We start from the raw sequence: 16,627 nt of genomic DNA, 5'->3' as shown, positions 1-16,627 counted from the left end.
TTTATCTATCTGTTTTACAGCAGTTTGGATGGTTTGTGATTCTACAACGTTGATATCATATACTTTTGCAAGGCTCAAAAGTTTGTCAGAATTTGCCCCTATAGTATATAGTGTAAGGTTAAGTGACTTCATACTTTCAAAAAGTGGTGTCAGATCCACCCCTTTGTCATCACCGCCTAAGATGAGATGTATGTGTCTGTCATCATAGCCTTTCACTGCTTGTATGGTAGCATCGAGGTTTGTCGCCTTGGAGTCGTTTACCCAAAGTCTACCTTGTGCATCTTTGAGTTCTTCTTGTCTGTGGGCATCAAGTGTAAAGGTATTCATAAGTGCATAGTCTGCTTCATCAAATAGCACTTTAGTCACAGCAAGTGCGAGCAGTGCATCTTGTAAAAAGGCAGCTTTGAAACGCAACTGGCTGCTATCGAGTTTAAAATACGCTTCTACAAACTCGTTAGAGTCATACTCGACAACATAGGCATTTGTTTTTGGAAGATTCAACCCTTTAGGTACGAGAGCCAGTTCTCCCTCTTTCATTGTCAGTAGGGGTCTAAGTTTATCTGCTGCGTACTGTTCAGGTGTTTCATGCCAGTCTAAATGATCTGGAGTGATAGGAAGCAGGAGATAGACATTTGGTGATGCTATATGGGTATGATGCAAAGCAAATGAAGAGCTTTCCAGTACCCAGATCGGTGCACTTGTGTCTAAGTCTGCCAAAGGGGTACCGATGTTCCCGCCGCTGAGTGCTCCACGTTTAGCTAAAAGATGTGTGAGCATTTGGGTGGTCGTTGTTTTACCGTTAGTCCCAGATATCCAGATGCTAAAAGGCATTACTTTGTCGAAGTAATCATATTCGCTTAAGAGGTTTTTTGCAGATCTGATCAGCGGATGGTTTGGTTTGAGACTAGGTGTTGTAACTTCCAGGTGACTTTTTTCAGGATCAAAAAGGGCAGAAGGAAATATATGATTTCCTGCTTCATCAGTGTAGGCCTCTTTGACATTGTCATCAAAGAATGTACATCCCCCGCCTAGTTTTTTTGCGATGGCTTTGGTGGTGAGTCCGTAACCGAAGAGTGTAGGTTTTATTTGGTCCATCATTATCTAAACTTAAAAGAGATGAGTGCAAGTACATTTGCGATGAAGGAGATCATCCAAAAACGTACGATGATTTTATTCTCCGCCCATTTTTTGAGTTCAAAATGGTGATGTATGGGAGCCATGAGAAAGACACGTTTTCCACGCAGCTTAAAACTTCCTACTTGCAGTATGACAGAAACCGTTTCTATGACAAAGATGAGACCAATAAGGATGAGCAGTATCTCACTTTTCCCCAAGATAGCTAAATAAGCTAAAAAGCCACCGATAGCAAGGCTTCCTGTGTCTCCCATAAAAATTTCTGCAGGGTAACAGTTGTACCATAAGAAACCAAATAGACCACCTATCAGGGCTGCAGCAAGTATCATCACTTCACCCACACCTTTGATGTTAGGAACCAGTAGATACTGGCTAAAAATGGCATGACCTGTCACATAGATGATCAAGCCCAATGTGACTAATGCAATGATTGAGGGTACTGTTGCCAGACCATCAAGTCCATCTGTTAGGTTAACAGCATTGGTAGTGGCTAGAAATACAAGTACCCAAAAAGGAATGGCTGCGTATCCTAAGTCAAAAAGAGGTGTTTTTAGAAAAGGTACATAAAATTCCGTCGGGAATCCTCCGTAGAGAAGCAATCCTGTTGCAAGTGCAGCAACGATAACCTGTAATCCCATTTTTCCTTTAGGCGTAAGTCCTTCCAGGTTGTCTCCTGCGAGTACTTTTCCCAGATCATCTTTAAAACCCACCAAACCAAAACCTATAAGTGTGATAAGCCCACCGAGTATGTAAATGTTAGATAGATCTACAGTCAGTAGAGCTGCAAAGAGTGAAGAGATAAGAAATACTGCACCACCCATCGTTGGTGTATGTCGCTTCCCTTCATGTGCAGGGACATATTTACTGATGGGTTGATTTGCATTTTTTGAAATAGCCCAGGCAAGATACTTTGGCATGATAAAGAGTGTCAGTATAAAAGCGAGGAAAAATGCAACACCGGCACGCACTGAGATGTATCCGAAAAGATTAATATCTAAGAGTTGGGAGAGTTCGTATAGCATGGGCAACTTTCATTTAAAATTTTGTATTAAAGAATTAAGAAAGTTTATTTTACTATTATTTCAATTAAATACTACGAAAAGAAAAGATTATGAAACAGCAAAAAACAGTTTTAATCATCACTGATGGCATCGGGTGTAAACCAGACAGTACATGTAATGCATTTAAAGATGCGACAAAACCTACTTATGATAGACTTTTTGAGACAGCACCCAGTGCACTTATCTCTACACATGGCTTAAGTGTAGGTCTACCTGAAGGACAGATGGGGAACTCTGAAGTGGGACATATGACCATAGGATCGGGACGTATTTTGTATCAGGATCTCGTAAAGATCTCTTTGGCTCTTGAGAATGGGAGTATCGAAGAAAATCAAGTTTTAAATGATGTCTTGAAGAAGAGTGATCGTGTACATTTGATAGGTCTGCTCAGTGACGGGGGTGTACATTCTCATATAGAACATACCATTGGCTTGGCAAAACTTGCAAAAAGCAGAGGGAAAAAAGTCTTTTTACACTTGATCACAGATGGGAGAGATGTGAGTCCTACTTCAGCTAAAACCTATGTGGATCAAATAGAAGAGATCTGTGATGAAAATATCTCCATCGCCAGTATAGGTGGACGTTTCTTTACAATGGACAGAGATAACCGTTGGGAGAGAGTGGAAAAAGGATATCGTGCCATAGCTGAGGCTACACCATCAACGTCATTGTCTCCAGAAGCGTATATCGATGAGAGTTATGCAAAAAATGAGACGGATGAATTTATAGAACCTGTTGCATTTGAAGCGTATGGAGGAATGGAAGAGGATGATGTTGTACTTTTGACAAATTTTCGTTCAGACAGAGCACGTGAAATCACTTCGGCTTTAGGGGATGAACATTTCGATGAGTTTGCATGTAAGTCTACACCACTGAATATCGCAACAATGACTAAGTATGATGCAAGTTTTCCTTACCCTATACTTTTTCCTAAAGAAACACCTAAAAACACTTTGGCAGAAGTGATATCTAATGCAGGACTTAGACAGCTTCATACAGCTGAAACTGAAAAGTATGCCCATGTTACTTTCTTTATGAATGGTGGTATAGAAGAGCCTATGATAGGAGAGAGTAGAGTACTCATCCCTAGTCCTGATGTGAAAACCTATGATATGAAACCGGAGATGTCTGCACCAGAGGTTGGTGAAGCTGTACGTATAGCGATGGATGAATCTTATGATTTCATCGTAGTGAATTTTGCCAATGGGGATATGGTAGGACATACAGGTAATTATGAAGCAGCATGTCAAGCAGTGAATGCTGTTGATACGGAATTGGGGTTAATACTCAACAAAGCAAAAGAGGACGGATATGCAGTGGTGCTTACTTCTGATCATGGAAACTGTGAAGAGATGAGAGACAGTGAAGGACATGTCCTGACCAATCATACTGTAGGTGAAGTATGGTGTTTTGTTATAGCTGAGGGTGTAACTGAAGTTAAAAAGGGGTGTGGATTAAATAATGTTGCACCTACAGTGCTTAAGCTTATGGGATTAGAAATACCTGCTGAGATGGATGAACCACTGATCTGACCCAAATTTTGGGTCAACAGGAGAAAAGTGCCTTTTTGATCTTTTCAAATTCTTCGTAATCATTAGGAGTGATCGTATCTGAGTAGATAATATGATTAAGTTGCTCGAGGATATGCATTTTACTGAGTTTGTCATCACATAGAGCATCATTGATAATAGCAATATGCTCATCAAGATCATACTCTTCTTCTAGTATTTGTTTCAGAAATGTTTCTGCTTCCTCGGAATTGCAATCAAAATCCATTTCCATAAGTTTACAAAAAAGTGGCGCTTCCTTTTCGATATCTCTGTGATCTATTTTAATGATATGTGCAAGTAAGGTCGCTACTGATTTTTTAATTTTCTTTTCCATATCTCTTTTTCCTTTCTGCCATTGTACCATAAAAACATGGTACAATTTTATCAAAGAATAAAAAAGGGTCAAAATGAAATTTACAGGTAATAATGTTTTAATCACTGGGGCAAGTAGAGGAATAGGTGCAGAGATAGCAAAGAGTCTCGCGACTTTTGGTTTGAAAGTATGGATCAATTATCGTTCTGGCGAGGCTGAAGCAAATGCTGTGAAAGAAGCTATAGAAGCCGCAGGCGGGAAAGCAGAAGTGATCGGGTTTGATGTAAGCGATGATGAGGCTTTTGTCGCAGCGATGAAAAGTATCGTTGAAGCAGATGGTGAACTTTCATATTTAGTGAATAATGCAGGTATTACAAAAGATAAATTGGCGATGCGTATGAAAACAGAAGAATTTATGGATGTGATCAATGCAAACCTTACATCAACATTTATAGGGTGTCGTGAAGCGCTCAAAGTGATGGGGAAAAAGCGTTTTGGTTCGGTGGTGAACATCTCTTCCATCGTAGGTGAAACAGGAAATGCAGGGCAGACAAATTATGCGGCAAGTAAAGGCGGAACGATCGCGATGACAAAAAGTTTCGCGATAGAAGCAGCACCTAGAAGCATCCGTTATAATACGATTACTCCAGGATTCATCGCTACAGAGATGACAGATGTACTTAAAGATGAGGTAAAAGCATCTTTTACCTCAAAGATACCGATGGCTAGATTCGGTGAACCTAAAGAGGTCGCTGAAGCTGTAGCTTTTTTACTCTCCGATCACTCTTCTTACATTACAGGTGAGACACTTAAAGTGAATGGCGGAATGTTTATGTAATGTGTAGAAAACTTTTTTAACGAAAAGTTTTCTTGATCAAATACCACAAAAACAGTACAGCGATAGCTATGAATACACCTATCATAAGTCTGTCACTGTATGCAACCAGTGTCTCTTCAAAATTCTTAATCAAATAGATCCATAATATAATAGCAATGAATGTACTTAAAATTACGATGCAGAGCGTTAAACGATGCCTAAACCCAATTAAAAATCCTACAAAGCTTCCCACTACAGGCCCTGTCATTGCAAAAGGTGTCAATACAAATAAAATAAGGCCAATGATCCCATAACGTCGAATAAGAGGTTCATATTTATGTGCATTTTTTTTAGACCGTTCCAAATAGTGGTTAAGTGGTTTGTATGAGACGAAGTCAAGCTTCTTCCAACTCAATACAAAAAGTGGGTACAAGATGAGTACCATAATGGATTCGATAAAAAGATTGAAAGCTACAAGGAAAGTAGAATCCATTTGTGAAGCAACTCCAATAGAGAGTCCTGCCATCCGTCCAAAAATAACGTTAGTAACTGTAATACTGAGTAACTGTTGAAGATAGTCTGGATAAAAAAGAGCGCAAAGTAATACAAGGATGAAATAGCCACCTAATAACATAAGTCCTAGAAGTAAAATTTGTCCCTCTTTATGTCTTAAAAATGAATGATCTATTTTCAAAATTTACCCTCTGTCTGGTCTATGGAATAAGATTATAACATGATATTGGCGTATCATGTAAATAATTTTGGGGTATAATCATGGATAACATAGTTAAAAAGAAGGAAAGTATTGGCACGGATACTAGTATTGGAAGACGATAAATTATTTAATGAAACTCTTGAAGACTTTTTAGAAGAAGAAGGGCATATCTTACATTGTGCGCTAGACCCTTACAGTGCACTTGATCTAACCTATGATCATGTGTTTGACCTTTATCTTTTTGATGTTAATTTACCGTATGAAAATGGTTTTGAACTTTTAGAAAAATTACGTCAAAGTGGGGATGAAACCCCCTGTATATTTATTACGTCCAGAGAAGATAAGGCATCATTAAAAGAGGGGTTTGAAAAAGGAGGGGATGACTATATCCATAAACCTGTAGACCTGGATGAACTTTTTTTACGAATACAGGCAGTGTTGCGTAGACAGGTACGTAGTCAGATCGTCCATATAGATACCTATCAGTTTGATATTTTAACAAAGACCCTTTATCAAAATGATAAAGCACTAGAATTAAGTACCAAAGGAAGTGAACTTCTTTTTACTCTTTTGGAAGGACAGGGAAGAGTGGTTCCGTTGGAGCAGATAAAAGAACGCCTCTGGAGTTCTGCTGAGGAAGCCAGTGATGGAGCATTAAGAGTCTACATCGCGCAACTTAAAAAATATTTTCCTACACAGATACAAAATGTACGTGGGGTAGGATACCAAATGAGCATTAAATGAGAAAAGAGATTGTTTTTGGTACGGTCATCTACTTTGTGACCATGTTTACGCTGCTTACTGCTGTGTATCGTTTTTTAGGGAATTGGAATCTTACTGAGATTAATTTTTTTATAGCAGGCGCTTTGGTTTTACTGGTGGCCATAGGATGGGGGTATGTGCTCTCTACGCTCATTTTTGCACCTAAAAAACAGATGGAAGATACGCTTACTTCTCTTACCAATGACATTATCCATGAACTTAACATACCACTTTCTACGATCAAAGCCAATACGGTCATGTTAAAAAAAACAATGGAGGATGAAAAATCTTTAAAGCGTATAAAACGCATAGAAGATGCCAGTGTGAGACTCAAAAAACTCTATGATGAGTTGGTCTATAGCATTCATAAAGAGATGCATACTATAGAAAAAGAACGTTTTGATCTTCAATTATTGTTGGAAGAACGTATCGAAGTATTTAAAGAGCAGAAACGAAATCCTTTTGAACTTACTTTAGAACCTTATGAAATAGAAGTGGACAAGATAGGTTTTGAACAGATGTTCGACAACATTGTATCCAATGCAATGAAGTATTCATCCAAGGATGCACCTATACATGTGACACTGAACAATCATATATTAAGTGTGGAAGATGAAGGTGTTGGCATGGGTACAACCGAACTTTTACGTGTACATGAACGATATTATCAGGCAGATGATAAAAAAGATGGAGAGGGCATAGGACTTGCATTAGTCAAAGCATATTGTGATGAAGAGGGGATAGATATCCATATCAAGTCTGAAAAAGGCGTAGGTACAAGTGTAAGTTTAAATATGTCAAAGGTTCATATTTAATTCATTTTACTGTATTACTATATGCTATTCTAAACAAGGGTCATTTATGAAATTTAAAACGAGATTCGTTACTTTGGTAGCATGGTACAGTGTAGAGATAATACTTAGACATGTAAAGATAAATAGATGATAGCAACCATTTTACTTCTTGAAGATGATCAGCAGCTTAGTGATACAGTTAAACAGTTTTTGCAATATCAGGGATATAATGTACTTTGTGCCTATGATGGACTGCAAGCACAAGAAATAGCATATGAAAAACACATAGACTTGATGCTTCTTGACATTAAAGTACCTCATCAAAATGGTTTTGATTTTTTGCAGACATTACGTGATAATGGTGTGCAGACTCCTGCGATTTTCATCACTTCACTCAACAGTGTAGAAGATGTTACGCGTGGGTTTGACATAGGGTGTAATGACTATATACGTAAACCTTTTGCACTCAAAGAACTTCTTGTACGTGTAGATGCTTTGCTTAAGCGTCGTTATGGCACACATGAAGAGAAGATAGATCTAGGTGATGGATTTATGTTTGATATTAAAGAAATGCTTTTAACGAGAAATAAGCAAAGAGTTCCTCTAAAAACGAAAGAAGCAAAACTTCTCTCTCTTTTTTTGGAATACCCGAATGAGCTACTAAACTATAATAAAATATTTGAACGCTTGTGGGATTATGAAGAAGAACCAAGTGCAGGCAGTTTACGGTCTTATGTAAAGACAGTACGCTCTTTTCTAGGTAAAGACAACATAGAAACCATTAAAAATATAGGATATAGATTTGTTAAAGAGTGAGAAAAAAAGCCTAATTCGTTTTTTATTGATTTATCTTGGTTCTACCTTTTTACTTTTTTCAATATCAGCATGGATATTCTATAATTTTCAAAAACATCATCTGCTTGATGAACAAAGAGAAGCACTTAAGTATCAAGCTTTAGAGATAAAACAAGAGTTAAGAACACTGCATCAAACTTATAAACCCATACTGCATTATCCAATACATCCTTCTGTAGATTCAGCTATTTATGATTTAGAAAAGCAGTATATCTACGGGACAGTTTCAGAAACAAAACTTTTAGATAAAAAAGAATATATGGCAAATGAGAATAAACTGTATAATCTGAGTCAAGTTCATCCTTATTATTTGGGTGCGGCTTTTCTGCTTGTGAGTAAAGAGTTAAATGAAGTACCCATTGTAGAACTTCAAAAACATATAGCACTTTTTTTGTTGGCTGCAGTGATCTTTTTTTCACTTTTAGGATTTTTTTTAGGTAAATTGTTTGTAGCACCTATGCGTGATTCTATGGAAAGTATGAATCACTTCATACAAGATACCACTCATGAGCTCAATACACCTATCAGTACGATCTTAACAAATATAGAGATGCTTGAAACATTTGGAAAATGTGAAAAAAATGAAGGATTAGAACGTATTGAAATAGCTTCTAAAACATTGAGTCGTATCTATGATGATTTGACGTATTTGAACTTAAATCATAATTATTATCGACATCTTGAGACACTTGATATGTCTAAGTTGACAAAAGAGAGAATCATTTATTTTTCTGTGATGGCAGAAAGTAAAGGATTAAAACTTGAGGTCAATATAGATCCTGACATAGTGTTAGAGATAGATAAAAATGATGCAACACGTCTTGTGGATAATCTCATTTCAAATGCTATAAAATATAATAAGCCTAAAGGGATTTTAAAGTTGACACTGACAAAAGAGTCTTTAAGTGTTATTGATACAGGTATAGGTATACCAAAGAAAAGTTTAGACACGATCACCTGTCGTTTTAAAAGGGCAAATAAAAGTGAAGGTGGATTTGGGATAGGACTTGACATAGTTAATCAGGTTGTTAACAATTATGGATTTGCTTTAGAAGTGCATTCCAAATTAGGAGAAGGAACAGAGGTAGTGGTGAAATGGGAAAAATAATTCTTTTATGTATGTTGTTGTATGTGGACCTGTATGCGGAAGAGTCTTATGATGAAAAAAAACAGTTTCAAAAAAAATGTCTAGAGTGCCACAAAAAAGAGCAAATCCCTAATGAATTGATTTACCGACGTTATCTTATGACATACAGTACTCAAGAAGAGATGAAAAATGTAATATTTAACTATTTGAAGGATCCTAAAAAAGAGAACTCTATTATGCCTCCGCCATTCTTTTTTAAATTTCCTATGAAAGAAGCATTGAAACTGGACGATGAAACTTTAGAAAGAAATATTCGTGCTTTTTTAGATACTTTTGATGTGAAGAAAAAGCTGGTTCTTCCTTAATAATCTAAAGTAATTATTCACACTTACTTCATACTAGATTGCTATAGTAGTATAAATTAAGTTGGGAGTATAAGTTTATGAAAAAGAATATATTAAAAAGTTTGATGGTTGCGGGTGCAGTTTTAACTGTGATTGGTTGTGGTGGTGGGTCTACTTTAACGGGAGAAGGAGATATCCCTACTACAGATGTGCCCACTGTATCTATTCTGCCAGATAATGTACAAGCGGCTATAGATGGCCCTGCATCAACATTGGATGAAAATTTAACCAATACACTTTCTTATATGGGTAATGAAGAAAGACTTGCTTATGATGTTTATAATGCGTTAGATGAGCAATATCCTACTATAAAACAATTTAAAAATATCGCAACTAATGGAGAATATCAACATATTACCGCAGTACAAGCGCTTATTCAAAAGTATAAACTTAGTGATGATGTGAATTTTACCAATATTGATTTACCGGCGTTAGGCTATATGAATACAGCTATAGAAGATATGAAAGCAGGAACATATGATATTTCAGTAATACAAGAACTTTATGATAATTTAGTGCTTCAAGGTTCGGCATCAGAAAAGGAGGCTTTAAAAGTAGGATGTATTATTGAAGTGGTAGATATAATAGATTTGGATCATGATATTAAACTTGCAGAAGATGCTAATGCCACTGATATAGTGACTGTTTTTAACTTTTTACGTAATGGAAGTTACAACCATTATTGGGCCTTTGATGGAGCACTTAAAAATTTAGGTAGTACTGAAGGATGTTGTCCCGCTGCACTTGAAATCCTTGGTGGTACAGTCTGTCCTGACTACCCAAAAAAATAAACAGAAATAGAGAAAATATAAAAGCGTTGATTCAACTTAACACTAAGTTAACACTTCTATGTCATACTTCTATCACGTCGAAATAAGTTAAGCTCAGAAGTCATTTTACATTTATTTTCCCCCGATTTAAATGTAAAGGTCTTTTGTTCTTTTTAACACTTCCTTAACGTTTTTCCGTCATAATACATCCCAAAAAAGACCTTTACATGCTAAAACATCGTTATTTTATCTCTTATTTTAGCACCACATTACTATACCTTTTTGGTATAAGTATGTTTTTTTATCTGCAGAACCATTATCTTGTTTCATCAAGATCAGAAGAAAAAGTTTTCCAAATGTGTATATCGTGCGTTAACCCTGAAGTTGTAGCTCCCATAGAGCAGATGGAACAGGTAGAAGAGATAGAACAACCTATTGTTGAAGAAGAAACATTGGTTGAAAAAGAACCTGTGGTTGAACCTGAAATAATCAAAGAAGAACCTGAAGTTAAAGAAGAGGTGATCCCTGAACCGATAGTACAAAAAATCATACCTAAACCTGTAGTTAAAGAAGTAAAGAAGAAACCTAAAGTAAAGAAAAAAGTTAAAAAGAAAATAGCAAAGAAAACGCAACCAAGACTAAAAGCTTCTTCACGAAAATCACAAAGAAGTACCGCAGAAAAAAACAAATTTCTTGATAACATAAGAACTAAGATCAATAAACATAAATCTTACCCTCGAATTGCAAAAAAAAGAGGTATGCAAGGTACAGTGAATGTAAAATTCACCATTTTAGGTAATGGAAAAGTGGGAAATATCTCGGTAAGTGGACCCAAAGTATTCCATAATTCAGCACGCAATGCTGTTAAAAGTGCATTTCCTATCAATGTAAATAATGCTCCTATATCTTTACCAAAAAGTATCAATATCACACTTCGTTATCAAATCAGATAAATTTAATACATACTTAATACAAATATACTAGAATAGCTCAAATTATTTTAGGAGATTAGTATGAAAAAGGGAATTTACCTCTCTTTGGCGTGTTCATTATGGATGAATGCTGCCGAAGTAGAGTTAGAAACAATACATGTAGAGTCAAAGGTAGATACAGAGGTTATCAAAGATGTTAGTGGGGAAGACATTAAATCAGCTGATTTAGGAGAAGCACTGGCTGAACAGTCATCAAGTGTTTCATTGGTGAGAAGATCAGGGATCGCAAATGATATAGTCTTGAGAGGACAAAAAAAAGACAATATCAATGTGACGATAGACGGTACAAAAGTACATGGTGCTTGTCCAAATAGGATGGATCCGCCTGTCTCTCATGTTTTGACCAATAACATAGACTATGTTGAAATCAATGAAGGTCCATTTAATGTAGAAGATTTTGGCGCTCTTAGCGGAGATGTGAAGATACATACCATTAAGCCATCTGAAGAGTTTGAGGGTGAATTGAATCTAGGTTTGGGAAGTTGGGGATACCAAAAAGGTTCTTTTTCTATGAGTGGTGCTGTCGCTGATACTGATAATGTAAGATTTTTACTCAGTGGTTCAGCAGAAAAAAGCGGACAATATGAAGATGGTGATGGTGATGACTTTGTAGGACAGATAGCACGCAGTATTTCAGAGGGTATAGCTCCTATGGGTGCACAATATCAGCCTGCATATCGAGACATGGATGCTTATAGTAAAAAGACATTTATGGCAAAACTTTTTTGGGATATTACCGATAATCAAGAGTTGAGACTGAGTTATACGGCTAATAGAAGTGATGATGTTTTGTATCCTTCTTCTAAAATGGATGCACTCTATGATGACTCAGATATTTATAATATGGAGTATATCGCTAAAGATCTAGGAAGCTATTCTAAAGAGTTAAACCTTCAAGTTTATCAATCAGACGTGGATCACCCTATGACTACTTTGTATAGGATGATGTCTGATAGTAATAGTACAGACGGAGTTTGGGATTCCAAAAAGGCAATGACATCACATTTAACTACGAAGATGCAAGGGGTAAAACTTAAAAATAGTTTTGATGTTGATAATCATACAATTACAGCAGGAATAGATTATAGTCTAAGAAACTGGGATGGTCGATACTATATGAATATGATGCCAAACAATACAATCGGAAAAAGTATCGATGATGCAGATACTAAAAATATAGGTTTGTTTGTCAAAGATCATATTAAATTAGATAAATTACAGATTGATCTTGCGCTTCGTTATGATGATACAAAGATTACAAATAACAATACTACACAGCAAGACAATAACTACAATGAACTTACAGGGTATATTTTTGCAACATATCAGGTTAATGAGACTACAAAATATTTTGCAGGTCTTGGTAAGTCATCTAGAGTACCAGATGCAAGAGAACTTTACTTTATAAGCAGTATGGGAACAGAAGTAGGAACTGATACTCTGAAAAATACAGTGAACTATGAGTTTGATATAGGTGTTGAAAAGAAGTATGAAAATGCAACGATCAAAGCAAAAGCTTTCTATTCTAAATTGGATGGTTTTATTGCCTATAATGCAGACAAAATGATGCATGCTTTTGAAAATGTAGATGCAACTATCTATGGTTTTGATCTAAGTGGAACATATATTGCAACAGATTCACTCTATTTTGATTATGGAATGTCTTACCAAAAAGGTGAAAAAGATAATCCTCTTAGAGATCAAAATGGAACAAATATGCCAGAGATACCACCATTTAAACTCAATGCTGCTGTGAACTATGACTATGATGAGAGTTTAGCACTAAGAGCAGAAGTTGTAGTTTCTGATACATGGACAGATTATGATGAGGATAATGGAGAACAGGAATTAGATGCCTATGCAGTTCTTAATCTCAGAGCAACAAAGCAATTTAATAAAAACTTTGAACTTACTGTAGGTGTTGATAATTTATTTGATGAGACATATGCAGTATCAAACACTTATAAAGACTTGACGTTGCTCTCTATTGATAATAGTGACGTGATGCTTATGAACGAACCAGGACGTTATTTTTATACAAATATTAGATATAAATTCTAATCATATCATATGAATTGATGCATGGCAAAATGCCATGTATTAATTCACAATCATATCTATATCCTTATCTAAGGCTGTTTTTATAGACGCTTTTTTACCTCTTTTCTGCACACAGACACAGATTTTATGAAAAATATAAGCTTTTTATACTTTTTTTGTTATACTTAGAGGTATTTTTAACAAACTTAAGGAGTAGTCAATGGCATTATTTGATGATGTAAAAGAAGTAGTTGTTGAGCAACTAAACGTGAGCCCAGATGAGGTTAAAGAAGAGTCTAAATTCGTAGAGGATCTTGGGGCTGATAGTCTTGATGTTGTTGAATTAGTAATGGCACTTGAAGAGAAGTTCGATATCGAAATTCCTGATGATCAAGCAGAAGCGATAGCAACTGTTGCTGACGCAATCAAATTTATCGAAAACGTATAAGTTGAGTTCCCTTCGGGGAATTTAATAAAATATATATTAATATTTTCTGAAGTATTAATATATATTTTATATAAGTGGAATAGGAGAGCCAGTGAAAAGAGTTGTAGTTACAGGTTTAGGGATGATAAATGCCCTAGGACTAGATAAGGAAAGTGCATTTTCTGCGATCGTAGAGGGGAAATGCGGTATCAAAAACATTGAGTTATTTGATACAGAAAAACATGCTGTAAGCATTGCTGGTGAAATAACAGATTTTGATCCACTTACTGTTCTTGATGCAAAAGAGGCAAAGAAAGCAGACAGATTTATACAGCTTGGTCTTAAAGCTGCCCTGGAAGCTATGGAGGATGCAAAACTTCCAGAAGATGTAGATATGGAAAGATTTGGTGTCGCATCTGCTTCAGGTATAGGTGGACTGCCAAATATTGAAAAAAACTCTGTTGTATGTGCAACTAAGGGACCAAGAAGAATCTCTCCTTTCTTCATCCCTTCTTCTCTTGTAAATATGTTGGGTGGATTTATCTCTATCTATCAAGGACTAAAAGGTCCAAACCTTTCATCTGTAACTGCTTGTGCTGCTGGTACACATGCTATCGGTGAGGCTGCAAAGTCTATTATGGTTGGGACTGCAGATAAAATGTTGGTTGTTGGTGCAGAATCTGCTATCTGTGAAGTAGGTATCGGCGGATTTGCTGCAATGAAAGCACTTTCTACAAGAAATGATGATCCTCAAACTGCATCTAGACCATTTGATGCTGATCGGGATGGTTTTGTGATGGGTGAAGGTGCAGCAGCACTTGTATTAGAGAGTTATGAAGATGCTGTTGCACGTGGTGCAACGATCTATGGTGAACTGATCGGATTTGGTGAAAGTGGTGATGCAAATCACATTACCACACCAACAATGGATGGGCCTCTTCGTGCAATGAAAGGTGCTTATAAAATGGCAGGTGAGCCAAAAGTAGACTATGTAAATGCACATGGAACATCAACACCAATTAATGATAAAAACGAAACAGCTGCACTTAAAGAACTTTTTGGTGGTAAAGAGAACTGTCCTCCGGTAAGTTCTATCAAGGGTCAAGTGGGTCACTGTCTTGGTGCTGCAGGTGCTATAGAAGCAGTTGTATGTCTTATGGCTATGAGAGATGGTGTGCTTCCCCCAACTATTAACTATACAACACCAGATGAAAACTGTGATTTGGACTATGTTCCAAATAAGGCTAGAAAAGCAGATATCAATATCACTATGAGTAACTCATTTGGTTTTGGTGGTACAAACGGCGTAGTTATCTTTAAGAAAATATAAGGATTAGTGCATGGCAACTTATTTAGATTTTGAGAACAAAATTGAAAAGATACAAGAAGAGATTGTATCGGCACATGCCATTGCAAATTTTGAGGCTGTCAATAAGTATCAAGACGAATTGGACAAAGAAGTACAAAAAACTTTTGGATCACTGACAGACTTTCAAAAACTTCAGCTTGCACGCCATCCGGACAGACCTTATGCTTTAGACTATATCAGACTTTTGATGGATGATGCGTATGAGATCCATGGTGATCGTGCATTTAGAGACGACCCTGCTATCTTATGTTATATTGGTTGGATCAATGGTCAGAAGACAATGCTTATCGGTGAACAAAAAGGTCGTGGTGTTAAAAATAAGATCAAAAGAAACTTTGGTATGCCAAATCCTGAAGGGTATAGAAAAGCGCTGCGTGCAGTAAAAATGGCAGAGAAATTTGACATTCCTGTACTGATGCTTATAGACACTCCGGGTGCATACCCAGGACTTGGAGCAGAAGAACGAGGTCAGAGTGAGGCCATTGCTAAAAATCTATTTGAATTTGCCTCTGTGAAAGTGCCAATGGTTTCTATAGTGATCGGTGAAGGTGGTTCAGGCGGAGCACTTGCTATAGGTGTTGCAGATAAACTTGCAATGATGCGTTACTCTGTCTTTGCCGTGATCTCACCGGAAGGGTGTTCTGCGATCTTATGGAATGATCCAACAAAAGTAGAAGCTGCGACAAAAGCATTGAAGATCACACCAAATTATCTACTTGAACATGGCTTGATAGATGATGTACTTGATGAGCCTCTGATAGGTGCGCATCGCGATAAAGAAACAGCAGCAGATGTACTTAAAAAGTATTTTTTGGAAAGCGTTAAAGCATTGAGAGAACTATCTGAAGATGAAATGCTTGATCAACGATACAAAAGACTTACATCTGTTGGCGCATATAGCGAATAACGACTAATACTTTTTATGATACACGAGATGGCCCAAACCATTGTAGGTTACATTGGTGATATGGGTTATTGGGGTATCTTTCTTCTCATGTTTCTTGAGAGTACCTTTTTCCCTTTCCCTAGCGAAATTGTTATGATACCTGCAGGATATTTAGCATTTAAAGGCGAAATGAATCTTTATATGGTCATTTTTTCTGGCATATTTGGTTCTGTGGTTGGAGCACTTTTTAACTATTACTTGGCGATGCATTTTGGAAGAAAATTTATTTTACGCTATGGCAAATACTTTTTCATTAAAGAAGAAACGTTAGATAAACTCGAAACTTTCTTCATCAAACATGGAGAACTCTCTACCTTCAACGGAAGACTCATCCCAGGCATACGACAACTCATTTCTCTCCCTGCAGGACTTGCACGTATGAATATGGCCAAATTTGCTTTCTATTCCGGATTGGGTGCAGGTATATGGGTGATTGTTTTAGTGGCATTAGGTTATGTGTTGGGTTCAAATGAAGCACTCATCTCAGAGTACCTACAGTCTGCAACACTGATAGCACTTCTTTGTGTGGTATTGATCACACTTTTTTATATCATTAGACACAAAAGAAGAAAAAAGATACTGGAAGATTAG

18 protein-coding genes are annotated in these 16,627 nt (G+C 36.6%); 14 read left to right on the top strand and 4 right to left on the bottom strand.

What is annotated here, in order from left to right; genetic code table 11:
• Nucleotides 1–1,098, bottom strand: a 1,098-nt coding sequence (gene murD / locus ABZC96_RS02765) for a UDP-N-acetylmuramoyl-L-alanine--D-glutamate ligase (protein ID WP_373028916.1), incomplete at its 3' end; no start/stop codon positions are given.
• Nucleotides 1,098–2,156: a phospho-N-acetylmuramoyl-pentapeptide-transferase gene (gene mraY, locus ABZC96_RS02760; protein WP_373028915.1), complete on the bottom strand. Its 1,059-nt coding sequence runs from the start codon at nt 2,154–2,156 to the stop codon at nt 1,098–1,100. The genes murD and mraY, both read right to left, overlap by 1 nt.
• Nucleotides 2,157–2,245: 89 nt before the next feature.
• On the opposite strand from mraY, the gene gpmI reads away from it, so the two are divergent.
• Nucleotides 2,246–3,727 (top strand): 2,3-bisphosphoglycerate-independent phosphoglycerate mutase, encoded by a 1,482-nt coding sequence (gene gpmI, locus ABZC96_RS02755; protein ID WP_373028914.1) that lies wholly within the window; start codon nt 2,246–2,248, stop codon nt 3,725–3,727.
• Nucleotides 3,728–3,740: 13 nt separating this feature from the next.
• Here the strand turns inward: gpmI and ABZC96_RS02750 are convergent, their stop codons facing one another.
• Nucleotides 3,741–4,079, bottom strand: coding sequence for a hypothetical protein (locus ABZC96_RS02750; RefSeq protein ID WP_373028912.1), 339 nt, complete (start codon nt 4,077–4,079; stop codon nt 3,741–3,743).
• Nucleotides 4,080–4,152: 73 nt separating this feature from the next.
• Between ABZC96_RS02750 and fabG the strand changes: the two genes are divergently transcribed.
• Nucleotides 4,153–4,896 (top strand): 3-oxoacyl-ACP reductase FabG, encoded by a 744-nt coding sequence (gene fabG, locus ABZC96_RS02745; protein WP_373028911.1) that lies wholly within the window; start codon nt 4,153–4,155, stop codon nt 4,894–4,896.
• 16 nt (nt 4,897–4,912) lie between these two features.
• On the opposite strand, the gene ABZC96_RS02740 is transcribed toward fabG, so the two are convergent.
• Nucleotides 4,913–5,569 (bottom strand): small multi-drug export protein, encoded by a 657-nt coding sequence (locus ABZC96_RS02740; RefSeq protein WP_373028910.1) that lies wholly within the window; start codon nt 5,567–5,569, stop codon nt 4,913–4,915.
• A gap of 111 nt (nt 5,570–5,680) precedes the next feature.
• Here ABZC96_RS02740 and ABZC96_RS02735 point away from each other — a divergent pair, with 111 nt between their 5' ends.
• The 12 genes from ABZC96_RS02735 to ABZC96_RS02680 all read left to right on the top strand — a co-directional run bounded on the left by ABZC96_RS02735 (nt 5,681) and on the right by ABZC96_RS02680 (nt 16,627).
• Entirely contained in the window at nt 5,681–6,334 is a 654-nt protein-coding gene (locus tag ABZC96_RS02735) for a response regulator transcription factor (RefSeq protein WP_373028909.1), read from the top strand.
• Nucleotides 6,331–7,167, top strand: a complete 837-nt coding sequence (locus ABZC96_RS02730) for a sensor histidine kinase (protein WP_373028907.1) — start codon at nt 6,331–6,333, stop codon at nt 7,165–7,167. The genes ABZC96_RS02735 and ABZC96_RS02730 overlap by 4 nt, the downstream gene beginning before the upstream one ends.
• A gap of 126 nt (nt 7,168–7,293) precedes the next feature.
• Nucleotides 7,294–7,962, top strand: coding sequence for a response regulator transcription factor (locus ABZC96_RS02725; protein ID WP_373028906.1), 669 nt, complete (start codon nt 7,294–7,296; stop codon nt 7,960–7,962).
• Nucleotides 7,949–9,109 (top strand): sensor histidine kinase, encoded by a 1,161-nt coding sequence (locus ABZC96_RS02720; RefSeq protein WP_373028904.1) that lies wholly within the window; start codon nt 7,949–7,951, stop codon nt 9,107–9,109. Before ABZC96_RS02725 ends, ABZC96_RS02720 begins: the two co-directional genes overlap by 14 nt.
• A complete protein-coding gene (locus ABZC96_RS02715) occupies nt 9,097–9,453 on the top strand; it encodes a hypothetical protein (protein ID WP_373028902.1) in 357 nt (118 codons plus the stop codon). The genes ABZC96_RS02720 and ABZC96_RS02715 overlap by 13 nt, the downstream gene beginning before the upstream one ends.
• A 77-nt stretch (nt 9,454–9,530) precedes the next feature.
• Nucleotides 9,531–10,283, top strand: a complete 753-nt coding sequence (locus ABZC96_RS02710) for a DUF2202 domain-containing protein (protein ID WP_373028900.1) — start codon at nt 9,531–9,533, stop codon at nt 10,281–10,283.
• 272 nt (nt 10,284–10,555) lie between these two features.
• Nucleotides 10,556–11,215, top strand: coding sequence for an energy transducer TonB (locus tag ABZC96_RS02705; RefSeq protein ID WP_373028898.1), 660 nt, complete (start codon nt 10,556–10,558; stop codon nt 11,213–11,215).
• Between the two features lie 60 nt (nt 11,216–11,275).
• Complete coding sequence (locus tag ABZC96_RS02700) at nt 11,276–13,315, top strand: TonB-dependent receptor (RefSeq protein WP_373028897.1); 2,040 nt, start codon at nt 11,276–11,278, stop codon at nt 13,313–13,315.
• Nucleotides 13,316–13,514: 199 nt separating this feature from the next.
• Nucleotides 13,515–13,742, top strand: a complete 228-nt coding sequence (gene acpP / locus ABZC96_RS02695; protein WP_008244620.1) for an acyl carrier protein — start codon at nt 13,515–13,517, stop codon at nt 13,740–13,742.
• A gap of 91 nt (nt 13,743–13,833) precedes the next feature.
• Nucleotides 13,834–15,051 carry a beta-ketoacyl-ACP synthase II gene (locus tag ABZC96_RS02690; protein WP_373028896.1) on the top strand — a complete coding sequence of 406 codons (1,218 nt, stop codon included), beginning with the start codon at nt 13,834–13,836 and terminating at the stop codon, nt 15,049–15,051.
• 10 nt (nt 15,052–15,061) lie between these two features.
• Nucleotides 15,062–15,997 carry an acetyl-CoA carboxylase carboxyl transferase subunit alpha gene (accA, locus tag ABZC96_RS02685; RefSeq protein WP_373028895.1) on the top strand — a complete coding sequence of 312 codons (936 nt, stop codon included), beginning with the start codon at nt 15,062–15,064 and terminating at the stop codon, nt 15,995–15,997.
• A gap of 15 nt (nt 15,998–16,012) precedes the next feature.
• Nucleotides 16,013–16,627: a DedA family protein gene (locus tag ABZC96_RS02680; RefSeq protein WP_373028894.1), complete on the top strand. Its 615-nt coding sequence runs from the start codon at nt 16,013–16,015 to the stop codon at nt 16,625–16,627.

It is taken from the genome of Sulfurovum sp., assembly GCF_041551015.1.
In the GTDB taxonomy this organism is placed as follows: Bacteria; Campylobacterota; Campylobacteria; order Campylobacterales; family Sulfurovaceae; genus Sulfurovum.
This window is presented reverse-complemented; position numbering and strand designations above follow the sequence as displayed.

Coding starts and splice junctions, on each gene's coding strand:
- mraY (WP_373028915.1), bottom strand. CDS start 2,156: ATGCTATACGAACTCTCCCAACTCTTAGATATTAATCTTTTCGGATAC.
- ABZC96_RS02680 (WP_373028894.1), top strand. CDS start 16,013: ATGATACACGAGATGGCCCAAACCATTGTAGGTTACATTGGTGATATG.
- ABZC96_RS02730 (WP_373028907.1), top strand. CDS start 6,331: ATGAGAAAAGAGATTGTTTTTGGTACGGTCATCTACTTTGTGACCATG.
- fabG (WP_373028911.1), top strand. CDS start 4,153: ATGAAATTTACAGGTAATAATGTTTTAATCACTGGGGCAAGTAGAGGA.
- acpP (WP_008244620.1), top strand. CDS start 13,515: ATGGCATTATTTGATGATGTAAAAGAAGTAGTTGTTGAGCAACTAAAC.
- accA (WP_373028895.1), top strand. CDS start 15,062: ATGGCAACTTATTTAGATTTTGAGAACAAAATTGAAAAGATACAAGAA.
- ABZC96_RS02705 (WP_373028898.1), top strand. CDS start 10,556: ATGTTTTTTTATCTGCAGAACCATTATCTTGTTTCATCAAGATCAGAA.
- ABZC96_RS02700 (WP_373028897.1), top strand. CDS start 11,276: ATGAAAAAGGGAATTTACCTCTCTTTGGCGTGTTCATTATGGATGAAT.
- ABZC96_RS02725 (WP_373028906.1), top strand. CDS start 7,294: ATGATAGCAACCATTTTACTTCTTGAAGATGATCAGCAGCTTAGTGAT.
- gpmI (WP_373028914.1), top strand. CDS start 2,246: ATGAAACAGCAAAAAACAGTTTTAATCATCACTGATGGCATCGGGTGT.
- ABZC96_RS02750 (WP_373028912.1), bottom strand. CDS start 4,079: ATGGAAAAGAAAATTAAAAAATCAGTAGCGACCTTACTTGCACATATC.
- ABZC96_RS02710 (WP_373028900.1), top strand. CDS start 9,531: ATGAAAAAGAATATATTAAAAAGTTTGATGGTTGCGGGTGCAGTTTTA.
- ABZC96_RS02715 (WP_373028902.1), top strand. CDS start 9,097: ATGGGAAAAATAATTCTTTTATGTATGTTGTTGTATGTGGACCTGTAT.